Source organism: Burkholderia sp. AU4i, from assembly GCF_000466765.1.
Lineage (GTDB): Bacteria > Pseudomonadota > Gammaproteobacteria > Burkholderiales > Burkholderiaceae > Burkholderia > Burkholderia cepacia.
The window spans coordinates 22,024-38,814 of sequence record NZ_ASSI01000144.1; the positions used below are offsets into that span (position 1 = coordinate 22,024).

A 16,791-nucleotide genomic window follows, 5' to 3' on the forward strand; every position below is an offset into this window, starting at 1 on the left:
GCGGGCGGACCGTCGCGACGGCGTGTCGTCGCGCGGATCGGGTCGCCCACGATGCTGCGGTGTCGACCGCGCGCCGTCAAGTGCGAACGCATCGCGCCGCACGCGTGCGCGTACCGTTGCGGCGGCCCGCGCGGTCAACCGGACAATGTGGGGTAACCCGATGATGCGCACGATCGTGGAACGCTTTGTCGAGCAGAGCCCGATGACGATCATGGCGCGGCTCGTGCTGCAATGCGCGCTGCACGACGACTGGGTCGGCGCCGCGGCGGACGCCGGCGACGAACCCGACGGCGAGTCGATCCGCGAGGCGCTGTTTGCCCTGGCCGTCGACGCGCTCGCGTCGATTGCGGGGCGACGGCGGATGTCCGACGGCGAGGCGGCCGCTGCGCCGGGGGTGGGTACGGCCGTGACGGCGCTGCACGATTGCATGAGCCGGTGGCGGGCCGGCTGGGGGCGCGCGCTGGTAAGGGACAGCGTCGACCTGCTGCTGCCGGTCGCGTCGGTGCGCGGCGTCGACGGTGCGCGTGCAGTCGACGGGATGCGGCTGCGCGTGCTGGACGGGGCCGGCGAGGCTTGTGCGCCGCGGGCCGGCGGTTGCGACTGCGGGCGCGCGTGCGACGACCCCGCGCGCGATGCGGCGGCGGGCGGTGTGCGCGTCCTGCCGGTCTACGATCCGGATCTCGGGATGATCGTCGACCTGCTGCCGTGCGAGCGGGGTCGGTCGCACGAGCATGCATTCGTCGGCGCGCTGCTGGAAACGGTTCGACCGGGCGAGCTGTGGATCGTCGACGGGCGCTTCGATACGGACGCGATCCTGTCCGGCTGGCCGCGTCGCGGCGGTGCGTTCGTGCTGCGCGAATACACCTGCCCGGCGGCGTGCCGGCCGCTCGGCGACTGGCGGGAAGCGGGCGTGTTCGGCGCCGGGCGCGTGCGCGAACAATCCGTCGGGATGGCCGGCGAAGGCGGCGTGTCGGGCGCGTTTCGGCGGATCGAATGGCGCGGCGCGGAGGCCTCCGGCGACATCGTCACGCTGTTGACCGATCTGCCGGCCGGGCGGTTCGACGCGCCGCAGGTCGTTGCACTGTCGTGCCGGCGCTGGCGTGACGCGTTGCCGCTGGCGCTCGAGCCCGTCGTGGACGGCGCGCCGTTCGGCGCCGTGCCCGCGCGTGCGGCGCTGCTGGCGAGCGGGATCGCCGCGTTTGCCTACAACGCGTTCAGCGTGATGACGCGGGTCGTCGGCGGCACGCTCGATCTCGACGCGCGCGACGTCGAGCGCCTGCCGACGCTGATCGCCGACGGCGTGGCGGCCACCTACGCGGGCATGATGATCGCGCTGCCGCCGGACTGGTGGCAGCGTTACGACCAGTTGCCCGCGACGGCGCTCGGCCAGATCGTGCGGATGCTCGCCGCTCACGTCGACCCGCGCAGCGAGCGGCGGCGGCGCCGTGACAACCGGCTGTCCGCGAAGTCGCAGGCGATGCTGCGCGCGGCGACGCTCGAGCGCCTGATGCACGACGACGGCGACGATCCGGCCGCGAACGTGTTCAGTCTGCGCACGATCGCGATGGCGACGCGCGACTTCAGCAGCAATCCGTCGAAGGCGCTGCGGCACGCGGGCGAGGCGCTCGTGATGGTCACCAAGTACAACCGGCCGATCGCGCTGCTCGTGTCGATCGACGACTGGAACCGGCTGCTCGGCGAAGTGCGCGAGACGAGCTTCACGCGGCTGTCGTTCGATGCGGCGGCGTCGCAGGGCCTGCGCCCGGTGACGCTGAGCGAATCGTCGTTGAATTAGCGGGCGCCGGCCGCACGTTGCCGGCCCGGCTTGCCGTTCATCGCGCCGGCACGTGCCGCCCTCGGCTTCAACTCGTCAGCCGCCGCACCCAGATGACCGACGTCCATGCGAAATTGCCGCTGCCGTAGCGCGCGATCAACGTGTCGATGCGCGTGTTGATCCGCGCCGAATGCACGCGGCAGTGCACGATGAAATAGCCGCTGTTCACGCCCACGGCCGAGCCGTCCGGTAGCGTCGGGTTGCCGCCCTGCGCAGGCAACAGGTATTCGGCGATGTCGCCGGTGCTGACGAAGTAGGCGGTGGCGCGCCGGTCGACGAGCCGCCTGGCCTGGCTCGCCGACAGCGTCGGAATCGCGGCGACGAGCACGGGTTCGGGCGCGGTGTTCGCGTTGACGACGGTCAGGTCGGGCAGGATCGTGACGAACGGCGCGAGCGTTGCGACCGCATGCGCGTCGTAGCCGGGAATGCGTGCTAGATCGTCGACGGACACGAGCTGCAGCGGCCAGCCGCCCGGGCCGTTCGTGTCGCGCAGCGAGCGCAGCATATAGTCGGCCGTCGGTTGCGCGAGCGCCGGGTCGAGCGACAACTGCCCGAGCAGGCGCCGGTACGCCAGCACGCCTTCGCCGTTGGACTGCCACGGCTTGCCGGGCGCGGCGCGCGACACGAGGTTCGTCAGGTTGAAGCGCGCCTGCGCGTCCTCGACGCTGCCCGAGATCCACGCGCGCGACAGTTCGGCGTTGACCGCCAGCGCGTCGGACGGCAGCAGGTCCGAGAGCGGCACGTCGGCAACCGGTGCCGACCACGTCTGGCCGGCGAACGTGACGTTCGACGTCGCGCTTTGTGCGCGCAGCGTCGCGCGTGCCCATTCGACCGCGGCGCGCTCGATCCACATCGTCTGCGTCGCGAGCCGCTGGTTCTCGACGTCGCGCGTCGCGACCTGCTGGCGCCACAGCACGCTGGCCGCGAGCGTGGCCGCCAGCGCGACGACGAGCAGCACCGTCACGATCGCGATGCCGCGTTCGCGTCGCGCGCGCGTTGTCCGTTCTTTTCCGTATCGAAGCATTCGCGTGCCCCCGCAGTGTCGGCGCGGCGCGCTCACACCTCGAACGCCAGCCACGCATGCGCGATGCTCGCATGCGCGGATGACGCGACGCCGAACAGCGCGGCCAGTCCCGCGACCCAGCATGCGAGCGTCACGGGACGCATGCCGTCGTCGGCAAGCGGGCCGACGAGGCCGGCGATCGCGTGCGACCGCCACAGCAGCAGCACGAACAGCGCGCAGCCGACGGCCATCGCGATCGCGAACATGTGCGCCGCGACCGCCGGGCGCCGCGTGAACGGCGCGCGGTGATGGCGCTGGTTCGTCGTGACGATCGCGACCCCGTTCGCGACGGGCACGATCGCCATCGCGAGCGCCCAGAACAGCGGCTGGTCGCTCGACGGATTGATCAGCAGCAGCGTGCCGATCGTCCAGATCGGCGGCGCGAGCAGCGTGAGCGCGGACCACGACAGCAGCTGCCACGCGAGCCACGGCGTGCGCCAGCGCAGCGGCGGATGCGGCGCGACATGGGCGACGGGCGGCAGCGGCCGGCCGGGCATTCCGGCGGCGCCGGACAACCGCCCGGCGAGCCACCGGACGAGCATCGTGGCGAATGACATGGAGTGTCCTGTCGTTGACGTGTTTCGTTCTCAATAGCTAGGACGAAGCGGGCGCGCGCAAGCCGCAGGATTTCGTGCGTGCCGTTGCGTGCGTCGCGATGCGGCGATGCGCCGGCGATGCGCCGTAAACGGTCCCGGCGATCCCGCGCCGTGTTTCGCGAGCGTTTCGTGAATATCTTCAGCGGAATGTCACAAAAACTTCCCGGTTGAAACCCGAGGATTGTCGGGCCGCACGCCGGCACGTCGCGTTTTCGCGAGGGCTGGCCAGACGGCGACACGTTTTCCGGTCGTCCGCGCGCAATGGCAGCACGCTGACGCGCCGCAGGTCGGCCGGACGACGCACGTACACGAAACGGGGGCCAAGCAAGGTCATGCACCGCGTCTCGCGCGTCCTGCGCGAGGGAGCGCTGCGCGCGCATTGCAGGCCGCTTGCGTCGACCGCCTGCCCGTGCCGGCGGACCGGTCGACGTCACGCAAAAAAACATTGCGGCAATGCGCGCTTCGTTCCGTCTAGGTAGGTGGGAGCTGCGACTCGGTATGCCGTATGCGGCCCCGTCCGCGACCGGCGCGCATGCGTCGTGCCGGCGGGCGGGAACACGCGGACGCGCGCATTTTTTCTCATCAGGCGGCGTGAAGCCGACAGGTGCATGACAGTGGAACAGTTCGAGGAAACCCGGCCGGCCGGCGAGCGCGGCACGCCGACGGACGACGTATCGGCGCGGCAGGCGCAAGCGCTGTCGCCGGTCGTCAACCTGCGCGACACGGGGCGTTTCCTGCAGGTGCTCGAGGCGCTCGGGTGCTCGCTGGCCGTGAGCCGCCGCCCGTCCGGCGTGGCCGTGATCGGCGTCGACGACGGTGTGCCCACGTTGTCCGCGTGCCTGTTGCCGCGCTCGATGGGGATGGCCGTGTCGGGTAACCGGCTCGCGGTCGCGACGATGCACGAGCTGATGGTGTTCGCCGACGTGTCGACGCTCGCGCCGCGCTCTCCGGCCCGCCCGGATCATTACGACGCGATGTTCGTGCCGCGGATGTCGTACTACACCGTCGATCTCGACCTGCACGACATGGCGTTCGACAAGCACGTGCTGCTCGCGGTCAACACGCGCTACTCATGCATCAGCGTGATCGACGGCTATTTCAATTTCACGCCGATCCGGCAGCCGCGTCCGCGTGAGGACGATGAAACCGCGAACGCGGCGGAGCAGGCGTGATGACGATCGATCGTTGCGGGTTTCCCGGCGTCGTTTCGTCCTTATCGGTAGACGGAGCGTGCGCTGGGTGGAGAGCGTCGCCGCGGGCCGGCGGGGTGTTGTGGCTCACGGGGCTGTCGGGCGCGGGCAAGACGACGCTGGCCGATGCGGTGGCGGCGCAACTGCGCGACCGATCCGTGCATCCGGTGGTGCTCGACGGCGACCGGCTGCGGACGGGGCTGAATCGGGATCTCGGCTTTACGGTGCAGGACCGTTTCGAGAACGTGCGGCGCATCGCCGAAGTCGCGGCACTGACGAGCGAATCGGGCGCGCTTGCGATCGTTGCGGTCATTTCGCCGCTCGCGGCGATGCGCGATGCCGCGAGAGCGATCGTCGGGCCGGCATTCCGTGAAGTGTATGTGAGCACGCCGCTCGCCTGCTGCGAGGCGCGGGATCCGAAAGGGCTGTATGCGAAGGCGCGGAGCGGTGTGCTGCCGGCATTCACGGGTGTTTCGGCGCCGTACGAGCCACCGGTCGAAGCCGATCTCACGATCGACACCGGCCGCGCGTCGCTCGCGATGTGCGTCGACACGCTGATGCGGTTCGCCGTCGCGCAGTTCGGTGGTGCGGCCGATCCGCAGGCGGCACCGCTGCGGCACGGCTGAGTCCGGATCGATAGCAGGAAATGGTATTTCGCAGTTCATGCTAAGGATGACGAACAAAAAGTCATCAAAGTGAAACAGGCAACTGATAGCGGAGCGGCGGCAGTTCGCGACAGCTTCGCTTCGATCCGGAACAACAAAGGGGAATGGCGCATGCCGCCGAGAGTAGACCGCAAGTCACGCGAACGATGGCGGCTGAACTGCCGATGCCTGGCGGGCGTCGTGCTGGCCGGAGGGATGGGCCTCGCACCTGGCGTTCATGCGCAGGAAGCCGCGCCGGCCGCGAAGGCGGCACCGGCCGCACCGCAGTCGTTCGACGTGAATGCCTTCGTGGTGCGCGGCAACACGACGTTGCCGACGCTCGAGATCGAGAAGGCCGTGTATCCGTTCGAAGGGCCGGGCCGCACGCTCGCCGACGTGAACGCGGCACGTGACGCGTTGCAGAAGGCGTACCAGGATCGCGGCTACCAGTCGGTCGTCGTCGAGCTGCCGCAGCAGCAGGTGAAGAACGGCGTGATCCTGCTGCAGGTGACCGAGGCGAAGGTCGGGCGCCTGCGCGTGGACGGCGCGAAATACAACTCGCCGCAGAACATCCGCGATGCGGTGCCGGCGCTCGCCGAAGGCCAGGTGCCCGATTTCAACCAGGCGCAGCAGCAGCTCACCGACCTGAACCGCTCGGCGGACCGCCAGGTGATTCCGGTGCTGAAGCCGGGCGCGTTGCCGCAGACGGTCGACGTCGACCTGAAGGTCGACGATCACAGCCCGCTGCACGGCTCGCTCGAACTGAACAACGACAACAGCCCGGGCACGTCGACGCTGCGCACGACCGCAAGCCTCAGCTATTCGAATCTGTGGCAGCTCGGCCACGTGATTTCCGGCACCTACGTGATCGCGCCGCAGCATCCGAACGATGCGCGCGTCTACGCGTTCTCGTATCTCGCGCCGATCAGGGATTCGCGCTGGAGTTTCCTCGCGACGGTCGTGCATTCGGACAGCAACGTCGCGTCGGTCGGCAACACCAACGTGCTGGGCAAGGGCACCACGTACGGCTTCACCGCGATCTATTCGCTGCCGGCGACGGAGACCTACGCGCATTCGGTCAGCATCGAGATCGATCGCAAGCATTACGACGAGGACGTGTCGCTGCCGGGGCAGGGCGGCTCGACGGCGCCGCTCACGTACGTGCCGGTGACGCTGTCGTACAACGGCCAGTTGAGCCTGAAGAACTCGCAGACGTCGTTCTCCGCGTCGCTGACGACGAACATCCGCGGCCTCGGCAGTGACTGGGGCGCATGGGACAACAAGCGCTACAACGCAACGCCCGATTTCGTGTACGGCAAGTTCGACGTGAACCACACGCAGCGCTTCGCGAACGACATGCAGGCCAACGCGCACGTGAACGCCCAGATCTCGAACTCGCCGCTCGTGTCGAGCGAGCAGTTCGCCGCGGGCGGGATGAACAGCGTGCGCGGCTACATGCAGGCTGAGGACACGGCCGACAGCGGCGTGATCGCGTCGCTCGAGCTGCGCAGTCCGTCGCTCGCGAAATGGCTCGGCGGCGCGGTCGGCAGCCGCGTGAACGAGTGGCGCTTCCACGCGTTCTTCGACGCGGCGCACCTGTGGCTGCTGAGCCCGCTGCCGGAGCAGACGGCGCGCTTCAACCTGATGAGTGTCGGCGTCGGCACGCGGGTGCAGATCATGAAGTATGCGAGCGCGGATTTCGAGGCCGGCTGGCCGTTGAAGGCGGGCGTCTATACGCGGCAGTACAGCCCGCGGTTCGATTTCTTCGTAAGGCTGGGGTTCTGACGGATTTTTTTTGATCGTGCCGGGGCGATGCGACGAGCGCAGCGCCCGCACATTCGGGGAGTGGATCGTGAAGCGAGTCTTGTTTTTCCTGTTGGCGGTGATGCTCGGCGTGCTGCCCGGCATCGCGAACGCATGGTGGCAGAACGACTGGTCGTACCGGAAGGCGATCACGATCGACGCGAGCGCGAAAGGCGCGAACCTCGCGGAGTCGGCCGGCCGCGTGCCGCTGCTGATCCGCCTGCACTCGGGCAACTTCCAGTTCGACGGGCTGGCCGACAACGGTGCCGACATCCGCTTCGTCGCCGGCGACGACAAGACGCCGCTGAACTACCACGTCGAGCAATACGACCCGGTACTCGGCGTCGCGCTGATCTGGGTCGACGTGCCGAAGATGCCGGCCGGTGCCGCGGAGTCGATCTGGATGTACTACGGCAACAAGAAGGCGCCCGACGGCAGCAAGCCGGCCGAGACGTTCGATGCCGACTACACGCTCGTCTATCACTTCAACGGTGCGGCCGGCGCGCCGCCGAAGGATGCGACCGCGTATGGCAACAATGCGCAGAACGCGGCGTTCCGTACGGTCGAGGACGGCATCGTCGGCAAGGGTGCGCGCTTCGACGGTACGGGGTCGCTGACGTTGCCGGCAAGCGCATCGCTGAATGTGGCGGCCGGCGGCAGCTTCACGTTCAGCGCATGGGTGAAGCCGTCGGCGCTGGCGCCGAACACGCTGCTCTACAGCCGCCGCGATGGCGCGAACGCGCTGCTGGTCGGCCTCGACAACGGCGTGCCGTTCGCGGAAGTCGCCGGTGCGGCCGGCAATCCGGCTCCGGTGCGCACGCCCGCCGCGCCGCCTGTCGCGGCGAATCAGTGGACCCATCTCGCGGTCACGGCCGACGGTAAAACCCTGACCGTCTACGTGAACGGCAAGCAGGCCGCGCAAGTCGCGGCGACGCTGCCCGCGTTGACTGGCGCGGCGACGGTCGCGGCGGACACGACCGGCGCGCCGGCCGGGTTCGCCGCGTATGCGGGCGCGCTCGACGAGCTGCGCCTGTCGAAGATCGCGCGCTCGCCGGCCGCGATCGCGGTCGATGCGCTCGCGCAGGGCTCGGAATCGAAGCTCGTCGCGTATGGCGCCGACGAGAAGCAGTCGGGCTTCGGCTTCGGCTATTTCGGCGTGATCGTGCAGTCGGTGACCGTCGACGCGTGGGTCGTCATCACGATCCTGCTCGGCATGGCGCTCGTGTCGTGGATCGTGATGTGGACCAAGGCGCGCTACGTCGGCACCGTCGACAAGGCGAACCAGTATTTCGTGCAGCGTTTCCGCGAAGTGGCGGGCCGCCACCTGGTCGGTCTCGCGCATGTCGACGAAGCGAGCGCCGACGGCCGCCGGCTGTACCAGTCGTCGCTGTACCGGCTGTACAAGGCCGGCGTGCATGAAATCCACAGCCGCGTGGACGGCAACGGCCGCACGGTGATCACGTCCGAATCGATCGAGGCGATCCGCGCGTCGATGGACGCGACGCTCGTGCGCGAAAACCAGCGGCTGTCGAAGTCGATGGTACTGCTGACGATCGCGATCTCGGGCGGCCCGTTCCTCGGGCTGCTGGGCACGGTGGTCGGCGTGATGATCACGTTCGCGGCGATCGCGGCGGCCGGCGACGTCAACGTGAACGCGATCGCGCCGGGTATCGCGGCCGCGCTGCTCGCCACCGTCACGGGGCTGTTCGTCGCGATTCCCGCGCTGTTCGGCTACAACTACCTGCTGATCCGCAACAAGAACGTGACCGCGAACATGCAGGTGTTCGTCGACGAATTCGTCACGCGCCTCGCCGAAGCGCACCGCGCGCCCGATCACGCGGTGCTGGCCGACTGACCGCATCGCACGCAGGAGACCACCATGCAGGTTCAGGACGACGACAAGCCGTACGACGACATCAACATCACGCCGATGCTCGACCTCGCGTATGTGCTGCTGATCATCTTCATCATCATGACGACCGCGTCGGTGCAGGGCATCAAGGTCGATCTGCCGAAGGCGAGCTCGTCCGCGAGTCTCGCGAAGCCGAAGACGAAGGCGATCACGGTCGCCGATTCGGGGCAGGTGTTCCTCGACGCGTACCCGGTGACGATGGACGAGCTCGAGAGCCGGCTGCGCACCGAGAAGGCGACCAGCCCGGATTTCCCGATCGTGCTGAAGGGCGACGCGGGCGTGCAGTACCAGAAGGTGATGGACGTGCTCGACCTGCTGCGCCGCCTCGACCTGTCGCAGGTCGGCCTGGTGACCGGCAAGGCGAAGCAGGGCGGCTGACGCGATGGAAATGACCTACAACGGCGGCCCGCCGGACAAGGGCCCCGGCCGCTACGTGAAGCCCGTCGCGATCGCGCTGGTGCTTGCCGGCGTGGCCGCGCTGATCTGGCGTTTCGCGGGCGATACCGCGGGCGTGAAGCGCGTGAGCGCGCCGCAGGTGACGACGGTGATCCCGCTGCCGCCGCCCCCGCCGCCGCCGAAACAGAAGCCGCCGCCCGAGAAGGTGAAGGAAGAGGTCAAGACGCCGGTCGAGCGGCCGACGATCGCGCCGAAGCCGTCCGAGGCGCCGAAGCCGTCGGACAACCAGCCGAAGCAGATGACGATGAATGCCGACGCGCAGGCGGGCAGCGACAACTTCGGCATCGGCGCGGGCGACGGGTCGGGCATGCTGGGCAGCGGCGGGGGCGGCAAGTTCGGCAACGCGAGCTATGCGCAATACATGGTGTACGTGCTGCAGCGTGCGATCGAGCAGGACAAGGGCGTGCAGGACGCCGGCGGCGCCCGTTTCGCGGGCAGCCTGAACCTGTGGATGGACACGTCGGGGCGGATCACGAAGGTGACGATCGCGCAGTCCACCGGCGACGCGAAGATCGACGCGGCCGTCGTCGCGGCGGTCGAGGCGCTCGGCAGGGTCGATGAGGTGCCGCCGCCCGCGACCGCGTATCCGGTGCTCGTCAAGCTCCAGGGCCGCAAGCCGGCATGACGATGCGCGACAGAGACCACGCAAGAATCATGGGGCAGCGCCGTCGCACGGATGCTGCCGGAAAAGAAACGAAAATTGTTCGGAGTGCTTCGATGATTCGGAAGATGAACGGACGGGGTGGGGTGCCCCGCAACGGCGCGCTGCCCGCGCGCCTGTCGCGCGTCGGTGCGGCGGTGCTGACGCTCGGGCTGACGTGCGCGTCCGCCGCGCACGGGCAATCGCTCGAGGCGCAGGCGGCGTCGGGGAAGGCCGCGCCGACGGAAAGCGTGGTGATCAACCTGATCAACCTGCTCGTCAAGCGCGGCGTGCTCACGCAGCAGAACGCGAACGAGCTGATCAGCGAAGCGCGCACGGAAGCCGTGCAGGCGAGGTCGGCGCGCGCATCGGGCGCACCGGTCGTGGCGGGCGGCGTGGTCAACCCGCCGACGCAGCCGGGCGACGTCGCGGTGCCGTACGTGCCACAGCTCGTGCGCGACCAGATCCGCGACCAGGTGAAGCAGGAAGTGATCGCGCAGGCCAAGGCCGAGAACTGGGCGCAGCCGAACACGTTTCCCGACTGGGTGTCGCGCATCAAGCTCGACGGCGACATGCGCGTGCGCGACGAGTACCACTTCTACGGCAGCCGCAACGCGAACAACGTGACGAACTTCGCGGCGATCAACCAGGGCAACGGGTTCGACATCAACCAGAACACCAACACGACGCAGCTGCCGACCCAGAACACCACGCAGAATCGCAACAACCTGCTGCGCTATCGCGCGCGGCTCGGCGTGACGGCGACGCTGTCCGACGAGATGATCGCCGGCCTCCAGCTCGCGAGCGGCAACGACAATGGCCCCGTGTCGACGACGGGAACGGCCGGCGGCGGCTGGGGGAAGAAGAACATCTGGCTGAACAAGGCATTCTTCGCGTACCGGCCGACGTCGTGGCTGAACCTGACGGCCGGCCGTTTCGACAACCCGTTCTTCAAGTCTGATCTGGTGTTCTCCGACGACCTGATGATGGACGGGCTCGCCGCGAACCTGCGCCATGCGCTGCCGTGGAATCCGGACGTCACGCTGTTCGGCACGCTCGGCGTGTTCCCGATCCAGTACACGAGCGAGAACTTCCCGTCGAACAGCACCGACAAGGCCGGCAGCGACACGAAGTGGATGTTCGGCGCGCAGTTCGGCGCGGACTGGAAGATCGATGCGAAGAACCGGCTGCGTGGCGCCGTCGCGTATTACGACTTCCAGAACATGCGCGGCACGCTGTCGTCGCCGTGCGCACTGTATCTCGGCGCGACGAGCTGCAGCACCGACAACGAGGCGCCGGCATTCATGCAGGGCGGCAACACGCTGATCGCATTGCGCAACATCGTGCAGAACCCGAACCTCGCGCCGGGGATGACGCCGCAGCCGCAGCTTTTCGGTCTCGCGTACAACTACCGGCTGCTCGACCTGAAGGCGCAGTGGGATACGGTCGTCGCCGACCGCTTCAAGCTGCGTCTCGACGGCGAATACGTGCGCAACCTCGCGTACAACGACAACAAGGCGTTCGCGGCGGCGTCGCTGCCGGTCAACAACTACGAATCGACGTCGGTGAACGCGACGCGCGCCGACTACCGCAGCGGCCCGAACGGCTTCCTCGCGAAGGCGACGTTCGGCGAGCCGGAACCGCGCGAGAAGGGCCAGTGGAACTTCTCGATCGCATACAAGTACCTGCAGCCGGACGCCGTGCTCGACGCGTTCAACGATCCCGACTTCCACCTGGGCGGCACCAACGCGCGCGGTTACGTGCTCGGCGCCGCCTACGCGGTTGCACGGGACACGTGGGTGTCGGCCCGCTACCTGAGCTCGAAGGAAGTGTACGGGCCGCCGGTATCGATCGACGTGCTGCAGATCGAGCTCAATGCTCGCTTCTGACCGGAGCCGGGAATGAACACGATCACTCGCACGATGCTCGCGGCCGCCCTGGCCGGCACGCTGCTGTCCGCGGCCGGCGGCGCGCATGCGCAGAGCATCGAGGACAAGCTGCGCAGCCAGTTGCGCTCGACCGTGCAGGAGCTGCGCCAGTTGCAGGACAGCCAGGCGCAGTTGCAGAGCGACAAGGCGGCGGCCGAGAAGCAGCGCGACGACGCACTTGCGCAGCTGAAGGCGATGCAGGGGCAACTGGCGGCCGCGCGCAGCGACTCGGGCGCCGAGGCCGCGGCGCGGCGCGCGCTTGCGCAGGAACGGGCGGGCCGCGAGCAGGACGCGAAGTCGCTGGCGAAATACAAGTCGTCCTACGAGGACCTGCTGACCGTGTCGCGTGCCCGCGATGCGCAGCACACGCAACTGCAGAAGGACGTCGCCGCGCGTGACACGCAGCTGAAAACCTGCCAGGCACACAATGCCGAGCTGTATCGCGTGGGGCACGAGATTCTCGATGCGTACGAGCACGTCGGCATCGGCACGCTGTTCTCGTCACGGCAGCCGTTCGCGCAGTCGGCGCGCGTGAAGTACGACGACCTCGCGCAACGCTATGGCGATGCGCTGTACGCGGGCAAGTACGATCCGGCCGCGCGGCCGGTTGCCGCCGCGCCGGCACCGGCATCCGCTTCGGCCGCTTCGGCCACTTCGGCGAACGCGCAGTGAGCGCGCGGCCCGCAACCGGGATTGAACCGATCGATTCGTTGAACATGGGGAAGACAGACATGCAAGACAAGCAACCGAACGCCGGCGACGAACGCGCGGCACACGACGCGCCGATCGAAGCGATCAGCGCCGACCGTCTCGCCGACGTGCTGCGCCGCGCGGGCTATCGCGTGACGGCGGCCGAGCAGAACGGCGCGGTGCAGCTGATGAGCGCGAGCCAGGGCATCGGCTTCGCGGTGCGCTTCGGCAACCCGGCTGCCGCGCTCGCGCCGCAGGGTGCCGATGCAACGCCCGCCGCGCTGCCGTACATCGATTACACGCTGTCGTGCGTGCTGCAGGTGCAGGGTGAGTTGCCGGCCGAGCTCGTCGCGGACTGGAACCGGACCAAGCGCTTCGCGCGTCTCGCGAGCCACGGGCAGTTTCTCGCGCTGGAAATGGACGTGATCGTCGCGGGCGGCGTGTCCGAGCGCTACCTGCGCTCGACGATCGAGCTGTGGGACCGGCTGATCCAGGAATTCCTGCTGCACCTGCGCAACCGTCCCGCGATGGCCGGGCAGGAAGCGGCGGCGCGTGCGGCGGCCGGCGACCAGGCACGCGCATCGACCGCCGAAGCGGCCACGGCAGCAGTCGAGGCTGCCGCGCAGTGATGCGCGGCGGCAGCCGGATCGGCGCCATGCTGCGTGCGTGGTTGCCGGGCCGCGCGCGGCACGACGCGAAAGCCGCGGCCGCGAGCGATGTACCCGCCGCGTGGGGCGCGTATGCACAGCGCATCGCGCGGTGGCTGCAGGCGACGCTGGACGGCGACAACGAAAGCGACGACGCGGCGGTTTGCCGCCTGCGCGCCGGCATCGAGCACTGGGCCGGCGAACGGGCCGATGCGGGCGACGACCGTCCCGTGCTGCCGGTGCGCGCGTGGCTCGACCGGTACGGGCACGTGACGCGCATCGACAGCGGTGCGGCCGGGCAAGCGGCGCTCGACGCGGCGCTGCACGCCGCACTCGTCGGCCGGGCGGTCGGCGCGGCGCCGCCACGCGGGATGGCGCAGCCGCTTGTCCTGCGCATGACGCTGACGGACGCGCGCCGATGCGGCGTCCGCAATTCAGGAACGATCGAGAGGGCAGTCGAACGATGATGACGAAGATGAAGATGCTGGCGACGGTGGCAGGCAGTCTCGTGCTGGGTGCGCCGTTCATTGCGCACGCACAGGACGACGTGATCGCGAATGCCGCGCAGGCATCGGTCACGCAGGCCGATATCGCGGGGCTGCTGAAGTCGGTGAGCCCGGAAGGGCGCGAGCGTCTCGCGGCCGATCCCGCGGCGCTCGACCAGGTAGTGCGTTCGACGCTCGCGCAGAAGGCCGTGCTGGCCGAGGCGAAATCGAAGGGCTGGGACAAGCAGGCGCAGGTGCAGGCGGCCGTCGAACAGGCGCAGCGCGACATCGTCGTGCGCAGCTACCTGGCGTCGGCGAATGCACCGCCGGCCGACTATCCGTCGGACGCGGAGCTGCAGTCCGCGTATGACAAGAATCGCGCCGCGTTCACCGCGCCGCGCGCGCTGCACGTCGCGCAGATCTATATCGCGGTGCCGCCGAACGCGGATGCCGCGACGCTCGACAAGGCGCGCAAGCAGGCGGCCGATCTCGCGAGCCGCGCGCGCGGCGGCGATTTCGCAGCGCTCGCGAAGGCGAATTCGCAGGACAAGGCGAGCGCCGCGAACGGCGGCGATCTCGGGTTCGTGCCCGATCAGCTGATGGTGCCGGCAGTCCGTCAGGCGGCCGACGCGTTGAAGCCGGGCCAGGTCTCCGCGCCGATCCAGACGCCGGCCGGCTTTCATGTCGTGAAGCTGATCGACGTTCGCGCGGCCGCACCGCGCCCGCTGGCCGACGTGAAGGAGCAACTGCGCGCGATGCTGCGCGCGCAGCGCACGCAGCAGAATGCGCAGGCGTATCTCGCGAAGCTCGCCGCCAACGCGCCGATCAACGAAGACGCGCTGAAGAAAGCGCTCGCATCCGCCCGGTAGGCGCGCGCATGGGAACCGTCCGTTCGACGCCGCGCGTCGTCGTACCCGACGCGCGCACGCCGGGGCGCCGCCGCCCGGCCGGGGCTGCCGACCGCCCGCGCATGCCGAAAGCGAACCCGTGGCCGGGCCGGCCCGGCGAGTGGCCCACGCATTGCCCGCTGTGCTTCGGGGCGCTGGAGCCGTTGCCCGGTGCGGGCGGTTACGCGCGGCACCGGAGCGCGCGATGCTCCGCGCAGTGCGTGCTCACCACGCGCCAGTACCAGCCGGAGGACCTGACGATTCGCGGCTCGCGCGACGCGCAGGTGGCCGCCCGGCATCGCGAGCGCTTCGTGGCGCACTGGGCGCGTCATTACGCACTGATGCGGCGCGCGTGGCCCGCGCTCACGATCGGGCGTTTCATCGCGGTGATCGCCTGCGTCGACGTCGCGGATCTCTGGTCGTACCGGATGTTGCGCGACGACGATCTGGCGGCCGTGCTGCTCGTGCTGGCCGGTTTCCTGCGCGTGCCGGACGCGTCGGGTGCCGATGTTTCGGGCACCGATGCGTCGGGCGCCGATGCGTCAGGCGTCGACGCACGCGCGCCTGGCGTGCGGTGGGTGCGATTCTGGTTCGACGCGAGCGTGCGCGACGTCGGCGATCTGTGGGCGGCCGGTAACGGCGCGCCGTCGCTGTTTCGCGTCGACTATCGCGAGCCGCTCGTCACGCCGTACCCGACCGGCGCGCAGGTGCAGGCGTGGCAGCCGGTCGACGGCATGCGCGACGCCTGGGCGCAGCGGGTCGATACGCAAGAGCCGGCCGTCGACGACGCCGATCGCGCGGCGTTCGCGCGTTTCCTGGCGCGCGCGTCGGCGGCGGGCGCGAACGTGTGACCGCGGCAGCGCGGGTGCCATGGCGTCATTTCTGAAGGAGCGCGCATGAAGATGCGACGAAGCGCAATCGCGACGATCGTCTGCCTGCTGGTGGCAACCGGCACGCACGCGCAAGGCGGCCGCGCGGCGGCGAGCGCGGGGGCGGCCACGAAGCCGGTGTGCGTCGATGCGGAAGTCGACGGCAAGCGTGCGCTGTCGTACGACTGCCTGAGCCGGCAACTGACGCCGAAGGCCGATCCGCAGGCGGGCGCATCGCAGACGGATGCGGAGCGACTGTCGAAGCAACCGTCGAACCGTCTCGGCACGTTCAACCTGTCGACCGAGCGGAACCGGTTCGGCTCGAACTGGGGCCGGTCGGTGACGCCGCAGCGGCCGGATGCGCCGGTCGCGGTGCCGCCGAAGTAATGCGTGCGGCCGGGCGTGCCGCGCGCGTACCGATGAGCCGGCGGCGTTCCGGCGCGAACCGACGAGGAGCAGCGACATGAAGGCGGGCAGGTACACGAACCGGGCGGTTGTGCTGCGAGCGATGGCGGGCGGGCTGGCGCTGGCCTGCGCGTGCGCCGGTGCAACGACACCGACACCGGCATCGGCATCGGCCGCCGAACGGCCGGCGCAGCCGGTTGCCGCGTCGCCTGCGCCGGCCGTTACGTTGCCGAACTTCGCCGCGCTGGTGCGGCGCGTCGGCCCGGCCGTCGTCAACATCAGCGTCACGCGCGAAGTCACGCAGATGGGCATCCAGCTGCCGCCGGGCATCGCGCCCGATCATCCGCTCGCGCCGTTTCTCGCGCGGCGCGTGATCGGCAACCGCGAGGAAGTGAGCCTCGGCTCCGGCTTCATCGTCAGTGCGGACGGCGTGATCCTGACCAACCGGCACGTGGTCGGCGACGCCGTCGCGATCGACGTGAAGCTGACCGACAAGCGGCAGTTCAAGGGGCGCGTGATCGGCAGCGACCCCGTCTCCGACGTTGCCGTGATCCGCATCGACGCGCACGACCTGCTGGTCGTCGCGACCGGCGACCCGGCACGCACCGAGGTGGGCGACTGGGTGATGGCGATCGGTTCGCCGTATGGATTCGCGAACACGGTCACGCAGGGAATCGTCAGCGCGAAATCGCGCTCGTTGCCCGGTGAGCGCGCGATTCCGTTCATCCAGACCGACGTGCCG

At 69.4% G+C, this 16,791-nt stretch carries 17 protein-coding genes; 15 read left to right on the forward strand and 2 right to left on the reverse strand.

All coding sequences use genetic code 11. The features are described from left to right. Nucleotides 1-160 precede the first annotated feature (160 nt). The gene (locus tag L810_RS29625; protein ID WP_042976684.1) at nucleotides 161-1,795 is read left to right on the forward strand and encodes a type II toxin-antitoxin system Phd/YefM family antitoxin; all 1,635 of its coding nucleotides are present in this window, start codon (nucleotides 161-163) and stop codon (nucleotides 1,793-1,795) included. Between the two features lie 67 nt (nucleotides 1,796-1,862). Here L810_RS29625 and gspK read toward each other — a convergent pair whose 3' ends face one another. Together gspK and L810_RS29635 are read right to left on the reverse strand one after the other, a co-directional pair. Then, a complete protein-coding gene (gene gspK / locus L810_RS29630; RefSeq protein ID WP_021161933.1) occupies nucleotides 1,863-2,858 on the reverse strand; it encodes a type II secretion system minor pseudopilin GspK in 996 nt (331 codons plus the stop codon). A 32-nt stretch (nucleotides 2,859-2,890) separates the two neighbouring features. After that, nucleotides 2,891-3,454: a hypothetical protein gene (locus L810_RS29635; RefSeq protein ID WP_021161934.1), complete on the reverse strand. Its 564-nt coding sequence runs from the start codon at nucleotides 3,452-3,454 to the stop codon at nucleotides 2,891-2,893. A 647-nt stretch (nucleotides 3,455-4,101) separates the two neighbouring features. Here L810_RS29635 and L810_RS29640 point away from each other — a divergent pair. From L810_RS29640 to L810_RS29705, 14 genes are all read left to right on the forward strand, one after another. Beyond that, nucleotides 4,102-4,665 carry a TIGR03032 family protein gene (locus L810_RS29640; protein ID WP_257009002.1) on the forward strand — a complete coding sequence of 188 codons (564 nt, stop codon included), beginning with the start codon at nucleotides 4,102-4,104 and terminating at the stop codon, nucleotides 4,663-4,665. 95 nt (nucleotides 4,666-4,760) lie between these two features. Beyond that, nucleotides 4,761-5,309: an adenylyl-sulfate kinase gene (cysC, locus tag L810_RS29645; protein WP_257009003.1), complete on the forward strand. Its 549-nt coding sequence runs from the start codon at nucleotides 4,761-4,763 to the stop codon at nucleotides 5,307-5,309. A gap of 150 nt (nucleotides 5,310-5,459) precedes the next feature. Further along, nucleotides 5,460-7,112, forward strand: coding sequence for a ShlB/FhaC/HecB family hemolysin secretion/activation protein (locus tag L810_RS29650; protein WP_051392334.1), 1,653 nt, complete (start codon nucleotides 5,460-5,462; stop codon nucleotides 7,110-7,112). A gap of 67 nt (nucleotides 7,113-7,179) precedes the next feature. Beyond that, nucleotides 7,180-8,985 carry a DUF2341 domain-containing protein gene (locus L810_RS29655; RefSeq protein WP_042976703.1) on the forward strand — a complete coding sequence of 602 codons (1,806 nt, stop codon included), beginning with the start codon at nucleotides 7,180-7,182 and terminating at the stop codon, nucleotides 8,983-8,985. Nucleotides 8,986-9,009: 24 nt separating this feature from the next. Continuing rightward, entirely contained in the window at nucleotides 9,010-9,420 is a 411-nt protein-coding gene (locus tag L810_RS29660; protein WP_021161942.1) for an ExbD/TolR family protein, read from the forward strand. Nucleotides 9,421-9,424: 4 nt separating this feature from the next. After that, nucleotides 9,425-10,123 carry a TonB family protein gene (locus L810_RS29665; protein ID WP_021161943.1) on the forward strand — a complete coding sequence of 233 codons (699 nt, stop codon included), beginning with the start codon at nucleotides 9,425-9,427 and terminating at the stop codon, nucleotides 10,121-10,123. Nucleotides 10,124-10,215: 92 nt separating this feature from the next. Then, complete coding sequence (locus tag L810_RS29670; protein ID WP_042976688.1) at nucleotides 10,216-12,027, forward strand: putative porin; 1,812 nt, start codon at nucleotides 10,216-10,218, stop codon at nucleotides 12,025-12,027. Between the two features lie 12 nt (nucleotides 12,028-12,039). Continuing rightward, the gene (locus L810_RS29675; protein ID WP_021161945.1) at nucleotides 12,040-12,738 is read left to right on the forward strand and encodes a hypothetical protein; all 699 of its coding nucleotides are present in this window, start codon (nucleotides 12,040-12,042) and stop codon (nucleotides 12,736-12,738) included. Between the two features lie 59 nt (nucleotides 12,739-12,797). Further along, entirely contained in the window at nucleotides 12,798-13,385 is a 588-nt protein-coding gene (locus L810_RS29680; protein ID WP_042976690.1) for a YbjN domain-containing protein, read from the forward strand. 26 nt (nucleotides 13,386-13,411) lie between these two features. Next, nucleotides 13,412-13,870 carry a hypothetical protein gene (locus L810_RS29685; protein ID WP_230954432.1) on the forward strand — a complete coding sequence of 153 codons (459 nt, stop codon included), beginning with the start codon at nucleotides 13,412-13,414 and terminating at the stop codon, nucleotides 13,868-13,870. Further along, entirely contained in the window at nucleotides 13,867-14,757 is an 891-nt protein-coding gene (locus tag L810_RS29690) for a peptidylprolyl isomerase (RefSeq protein ID WP_042976691.1), read from the forward strand. The genes L810_RS29685 and L810_RS29690 overlap by 4 nt, the downstream gene beginning before the upstream one ends. 8 nt (nucleotides 14,758-14,765) lie before the next feature. Continuing rightward, nucleotides 14,766-15,626, forward strand: coding sequence for a hypothetical protein (locus L810_RS29695; protein ID WP_021161949.1), 861 nt, complete (start codon nucleotides 14,766-14,768; stop codon nucleotides 15,624-15,626). A gap of 45 nt (nucleotides 15,627-15,671) precedes the next feature. Further along, nucleotides 15,672-16,031: a hypothetical protein gene (locus tag L810_RS29700; RefSeq protein ID WP_021161950.1), complete on the forward strand. Its 360-nt coding sequence runs from the start codon at nucleotides 15,672-15,674 to the stop codon at nucleotides 16,029-16,031. 76 nt (nucleotides 16,032-16,107) lie between these two features. Continuing rightward, nucleotides 16,108-16,791, forward strand: a 684-nt coding sequence (locus tag L810_RS29705) for a trypsin-like peptidase domain-containing protein (RefSeq protein WP_042976693.1), incomplete at its 3' end; no start/stop codon positions are given.